The organism is Capnocytophaga genosp. AHN8471 (assembly GCF_016806945.1).
GTDB classification, from domain to species: domain Bacteria; phylum Bacteroidota; class Bacteroidia; order Flavobacteriales; family Flavobacteriaceae; genus Capnocytophaga; species Capnocytophaga periodontitidis.
Genome location: NZ_JAESPJ010000015.1, coordinates 77,060 through 83,059 on the forward strand (window position 1 = coordinate 77,060; position 6,000 = coordinate 83,059).

Consider the following 6,000-nt stretch of genomic DNA (forward strand, 5'->3'; position numbering starts at 1 on the left):
CAGCAAAATATTTTAAATCTCCCACGAATCACACGAATTTACACGAAATAAGGACTGTATAAAACTCTTTAGTTTACATTATCTCACGAATTTTCACCTAACGGTGAATTATCTTGTGAATAGATTGTGATACAATGCTGTAAATCAATAATCTGTTATAATGCTAAATTAGTATATCATAGCTAACAACTAAAGTTTAGCAAAGCCTATTTTTTCTTGTTTAATTCTCTCCAAATATACACGATTTGTACGACTACTAAAAAGGCATTGGGCAGAATTACGGGAATACTATCAATGAAATATCCATAAATTACAAAAAGAGCACACCCCACCAAGTTGGTAAGGCGTATGTACAAAAGGTTATCCTTAATAAGGAAGCTGAGCACTATGAAGAGTGATGCAGCATAGCCAATAATATTAACTATAGTCATTATCGTCTGCGGTTTTTAAGTCGGGTGTTGCGTCTGAACCAAAACATAGCCAATGCACCGAGTGTAAAGGCAATGTACATATACCACTGAGTGCGGTCGGGGGTATTATATAAGGCATACACTTGGTAAGCACAATAAAAAGCGATAGCCAGATAGGCATATTCAAAAAAGATACGTGCGTTCATAATTATTCATCTTTGTCGTCGATAGCCAAAATACCGGTAGTTTTATGGGCTTTAACGGTAGAGAATTTCTTATCGAAATCCATACCTATGCCATTGGTAACGGTGCCTTTGGCTTCATCGGTAAAACTAAATTCTTTATCGGTAAAAATCCAATCTTCTTTTTGATCCCAAAAGAGTTGTTCGGTTTTTAGGCGTTTGCCGTCGTAGGTAGTAAGTACTACATTGTTGCGCAGTTCTACGATATCTGAAGAAGGGTAGATGATGCCATAGCGCGCTTCGACGGTATTTTTATGTCGGGCTTGGTCGTAGAATTCCACTTTCACGCCGTCGGGGAATTCGGAATAAGGCATCCGTTGGTTTGTATAATCTTTGTTGAGAGGACTTGTAACAACGGCAACTACTTTAGTAGAATCAGTATATACGAGTTTGAAGTTATAAGCTTCACCTTGAGGGAATTTTTTTTGGATACTGAGTTGTTGCAGGTTACGCATATCGTTGTTACACGAAAAAAGCATTGCCATACCTAATAGTAAAGCAATACTTCTCATCATCTTTTTAAGAATATTTATTTTCATCTTTTCTTATAGACTTCTTTTCTATGACTAACCTTGACAATCTCAACAGTTACAATGTACTCTTCTATTTTTTTCTACACGTTTTAAAAAAACATCTAAAGGTTCAGTCTCTTCTCCTTCAGCTTCTTTGAAGGCTTGAATATCTTCCAAATCTTCGTACATTTCGGCTATAGCTAATAGGGCTTTGTACTCTTCAGCAGGAATCAAAGCGATAGACTTACCATTGTTATCAGTTAAAAACTGTGGTGTTTGTAGGTTTTGTAGATTAATAGTATACATAATAGAGATGTTTTTTTTGAGCATAATCCGTAGAGACGATTTTGTGTATCATCTCTACGGATAAAGCTATATTTTATTACAAATAGTATTACAAACGTGGTACTACTACAGATTGTCCTATCCAGCATTTGAGGGTAACGGTTTTCCCTGCTAATCCTGATTCGAACACATCTACTTTAGAAGGAGCTAAAGCATCATAACGGGCAGCTAAGCTTTCCAAACCTCCTTTGCGAGCAGTTTTGGCGGCTAGCCAGTATACAGCTCTTTTTTCGAATGAAGTGCTACCGCATTCGTTAGCTGAGCTTGCATAGGCGTGAGCCATAATACGATAAGCATCAGAGTTTGAAGGGTTGTAAGTAAGCGCTTTTTGAGCATAGGCAACGGCACTTGCTTTGCTGTGTTTAGAAGCGATACGGATGAGGAGTTTAGATTTCTTAAAGTTATCAGTTTCAAGGTTTACTGCCTCGTTGTAGTATTGAATCGCTTTAGCAGAGTTACCAGATTTGTCGTTCATTACTCCTAAGTAATAAGCAGAGTTTGCTGATGGTTTTACTTGGTGCAATGAAGTTACAATCTTCACGAAAAGAGGGTCTTTAGTACAATCTTTATCGGACATTTTACCGGCAGCACGGCGCAACCATTCTTCGTTAGTTTTGTTAGCCTCATAGTTTTTAGTGTAAAGCGGGATGAGGTTGCTACAATCGGCGAGCTGACCCAATTTAGCATCGATACTTTCGGCAATAGTTTCGTAGTTATCGACACGTTTGCGGTTTGCTTCGAGCAATTTTTTGTCTTTTTCGTTGATTGTACCTGCTTCTTCTTGGGCTAAGTACTTGTTGATCACTTCAGAAAGTTCATTTTTTTCGTCTTGAATTTTATCTGAAATGTTATCGTAGGCATCGAATACTTCTTGTAGTTCTTTTTGACCTTTTTCGTGCAAGGCAACTAACTCGGAGAAATACAAGTATAAGGCTTTTTCGTTTTTGAAATCGTTTTTGCCCTCAGTGAAAGCTTTGTGCAAGAGGTCGTAGATTTCTTGTTCAGAGCCAACTTTTTCGTCGAACATCAAAAGAGCTTGACGGATGCGCATTTCGGTAGCGTTGAAACGGGAAGCGAAATACTTGTTGTAATCGGTATACATTTGCAACAATTCTTTTACGAATTGTGATTTTTCAGCACCATTACTAGTTCTGATTTTATCCTGCAAGATGCGTTCTCCATAAGCAAAGGTAGCATAGTGTAGAGTAGGACATTGAGTATATACTTCTTTCCAAATAGGATACGCTTCTTTGTAGTTTTTCGCTTTAGCGTATTCGCTAAATATCGAAAGCTTCTGAGTGAGCTCAGGAGTATTACAGTTCTGAGCTTCGGCTTGAGTTGCAAAGAAAAAACCTGCAACCATTGTGGCTAATAAAATTCTTCTTCTCATTCTTGTTTGTTTTTATTGATACTTTGTTCGTTGGAACCACTTGTCGTTTAAAGTGAATCCTATTCTTAGGTTAAACTCATTTTCTTTTATCAAATTGGCTGTGGTAGTACCACGTTTGCCATATTCAGCGACGAGGGTAAGGTTTGAAAAACCTTTTACAGGAAGACTTAGTCCAAAAGACGTGCCAAAATAATTGATGTTTTGTCCGTTGAGTACAATTCCGGTGTTTTCATAGCGCAAACCGACTCTGTAGGTAACTCTGTGCCAATAGCTTGAGAAGGAGTGATAGTTAGGAATCCAGAATCCACCAGCGGCGAGTTTGTAGCTATCTTTGTAACTTACATCGGTAGTGGTGAGGAAAGGATTTGAGAACTTACTATTATTAATATAGGTATATTCTAAACCTGCGAACCATTTTTGGTGTTCACCTAATCCAAAGCCTACTTCTATTTGTGTGGGCAAGGTGAGTTTGGTGTTTTTGAGTCCGGTAGCTTCTAAATCGAGAGCTCTGGTTTCGCGTACTGTGAGCTGAGCGCCGCTTCGTGAGGAGGCTACATAGCTGAGGGTAGAGATATTGCGTTGGTTTTCGGAGGAAAGTGTGCTTTGTGGGGTGTATACTAATGAGGTATATAATCGCAAACGGTGTTTTAGAGTTTCTTCGTAGTACAAACCGATATTGAAAGCCCCCCCTGTGAGGCGTGATTTACTGAACTCTTGAGTGTAGAACTCGATATTGTTTTGCTGGTATAGGTCGGTCATATCAATAGTTCCGAAATGATAGCGGAAAGAAGCGCCTAAACTAAGCCCTCCATAGATTTGATAACCAGTAGATAAAAAGAATTGGTTGACATTTCCGTTACCTTCATACTGATAAACTCGGTTGGCTTTGGTGTTTTTAATTTTGTAGCCTACGGAAGAGTAGGGCACTAGCCCAAATGATACTCCTAATTTTTCGACTATAGGGAAGCCGAGTGTAAAATAATTGAAGGAGGAAGATTGGGCATTGAGTTTTGTGTTATTTGTAACAATATTTTTGCGTTGCATTGTAAATCCAGCTGAAAAAGCGGTAAATTTTAGCTGAGAAAGAGCAGCGGGATTTTGTATATTTACACGGGTACTATCGGCATAAATACCCAAACCGCCCATAGCACTTTCTTCGGCTATTCCGCCGAAATTGCGTTCGCCTATGCCATAAAAGGAATAGGGAGACTCGGTTGTTTTTTGTGCGAAAGCAGCGTAAGTAGTTGTTAATAAGGCGATAATAAGTGTAATTAACTGTTTATTCATCATATTGTTTTAACTGTCCATTTATAGAGTGTTGCGTTTGTTTTTGGTATTCTAAAATATTATTCAAGCCCTCAAGCAACACAAATGAGTTGGCAAATATCGGTTTTTTTATTCTTTCTTGCAAATATTTTTGATTGCCTCCTGTGAGAATGACTGCTAAGTTGGCAAATTTTTCTTCGTATTGAACGATGACACCTTCGATTTCACGCACTACATTATTATAGACTCCTGAAAGCATACAACTCTCGGTAGTATTGCCTATAAACTGTTCGTTATCAAAGTCTTGTTGTTCTAAAAGTGGTAGTTTGGAGGTAAATAGATGCATTGCTTTTAGTCGCATAGCAATTCCTGGGGCAATAGCACCGCCAAGATATTCATTTTTTTGGGTAACCACATCAAAAGTTATACAAGTTCCTGCGCTAATTACCAGTATATTGCGATTGGGAAAAAGCTGTATTGCTCCAGCGATTAAAGCCAAACGGTCGACACCTAAGGTTTGAGGGGTAGCATATTTATTTACAAAGGGCAAAGGCATAGTGCTCGAGGCAAAAATCACGTGAGGTAAATATTTTTTTAAAAAGCTAAAACGTGTTTCGGCTTCTGCTACCACCGAAGCGATAATCGCTTGTTGTACCTCGGTTAAATTGACCTCTTTCATCAATTGTTGCTGAAAATTTTCGGCTGTATAAGTATTAAAAAACACTTGCTTTTGAGCTTTAAAAAGCGCTACTTTTACTGCAGTATTTCCCTGATCGATAATGAGGTTCATAAAAAAGCTTTATTTACTGAAGAAAAGTTATATCAAAAAAAGTGCCATTTGAGGGAATTAGAGTAAAGTTAAAAAGACAGAAGATGCTTATTTTATTACTTTTCAATCTTAATAGTAAAAAAATGTTAAATATTGTTTGCGATTTCTTAATTATTTAATATCTTTGCCGGGTGATTTAGAAAAACAACGAAATATAAAAAATGTGTTATTTACTTATCATTTAGAAGATAACACGTTTATATAAAGGAATATAACATCGATTAAAACATAAATTCAAAAGATATTAACATTTTATTAAATTTTCACACTATGAGAACTTGTCCATTAACCATTCTTGTTGCAGTTGCGATAGTAATGTATTTTTTGTTGAATACATTTTTTTCCTACTCAAAGGAAACTTATTTTAGAGAAGAGACTATTTCTGACAATTTACCTATTACTTTTGGTTCGGTAGTAGGTATATTAATTGTTTGCTAAAGAATCTAATGGGAAAAGCCATAAAACAGGGAAAAACTGAGTTAATAATAGTTTAAGTTTCCCACAAATTTCACGAATTTGCACAAAAATGAATTTTGAAAGAGTCAGAAGGTATCGGAGAAAGGCTGATACGACACAAATTTTGTAAAATCAATTATGATAAACTATTATTAATAGAAAAAAGCCTTGGAAGAGATTGACTTTCAAGGCTTTTTTAGTGGTCCCAGTTGGGCTCGAACCAACGACCCTCTGATTATGAGTCAGATGCTCTAACCGACTGAGCTATGAGACCTATCTTTTCTTATAAGACGGGGCAAAAGTAGTACTAATATTTGAATTGTGCAAGTTTTTTTATAAAAAAAATAGCTCTTAAAATTCTACTATCAAGTGCAATTTTTAAATTACCTTTTGATTTCCATTTTTTTAGATATAATGGACAAAATAGAGGCCTTATAATTGGAGTCTTTTTGGGGAAGGTGGGAACTCAGAGCATCTCGGGGGGAATCGGAGGGGGGTGTGCGAGGGTAGGGTTAGGTAGGTATGAAATAAAAAAAGAGCAACTCTATAT

Annotated in this window: 7 protein-coding genes and 1 tRNA gene; all 8 read right to left on the bottom strand. The window is 37.0% G+C overall.

The features are described 5' to 3' along the window. Positions 1-206: 206 nt before the first annotated feature. Positions 207-425 (bottom strand): uroporphyrinogen decarboxylase, encoded by a 219-nt coding sequence (locus JMN12_RS06580; protein ID WP_203138163.1) that lies wholly within the window; start codon positions 423-425, stop codon positions 207-209. Positions 426-430: 5 nt separating this feature from the next. Then, positions 431-616 carry a hypothetical protein gene (locus JMN12_RS06585; protein WP_203138157.1) on the bottom strand — a complete coding sequence of 62 codons (186 nt, stop codon included), beginning with the start codon at positions 614-616 and terminating at the stop codon, positions 431-433. 2 nt (positions 617-618) lie between these two features. Beyond that, positions 619-1,191: an LPS export ABC transporter periplasmic protein LptC gene (gene lptC, locus JMN12_RS06590; RefSeq protein ID WP_198467303.1), complete on the bottom strand. Its 573-nt coding sequence runs from the start codon at positions 1,189-1,191 to the stop codon at positions 619-621. 42 nt (positions 1,192-1,233) lie between these two features. Further along, positions 1,234-1,470: an XRE family transcriptional regulator gene (locus JMN12_RS06595; RefSeq protein ID WP_203138158.1), complete on the bottom strand. Its 237-nt coding sequence runs from the start codon at positions 1,468-1,470 to the stop codon at positions 1,234-1,236. A gap of 88 nt (positions 1,471-1,558) precedes the next feature. Next, the gene (locus JMN12_RS06600) at positions 1,559-2,899 is read right to left on the bottom strand and encodes a hypothetical protein (RefSeq protein WP_088593431.1); all 1,341 of its coding nucleotides are present in this window, start codon (positions 2,897-2,899) and stop codon (positions 1,559-1,561) included. Between the two features lie 12 nt (positions 2,900-2,911). Then, positions 2,912-4,186: a hypothetical protein gene (locus JMN12_RS06605; RefSeq protein WP_203138159.1), complete on the bottom strand. Its 1,275-nt coding sequence runs from the start codon at positions 4,184-4,186 to the stop codon at positions 2,912-2,914. After that, complete coding sequence (locus JMN12_RS06610) at positions 4,179-4,955, bottom strand: type III pantothenate kinase (protein WP_203138161.1); 777 nt, start codon at positions 4,953-4,955, stop codon at positions 4,179-4,181. The genes JMN12_RS06605 and JMN12_RS06610 overlap by 8 nt, the downstream gene beginning before the upstream one ends. A gap of 695 nt (positions 4,956-5,650) precedes the next feature. After that, positions 5,651-5,724, bottom strand: a tRNA-Ile gene (locus JMN12_RS06615). Between the last annotated feature and the right edge of the window lie 276 nt (positions 5,725-6,000).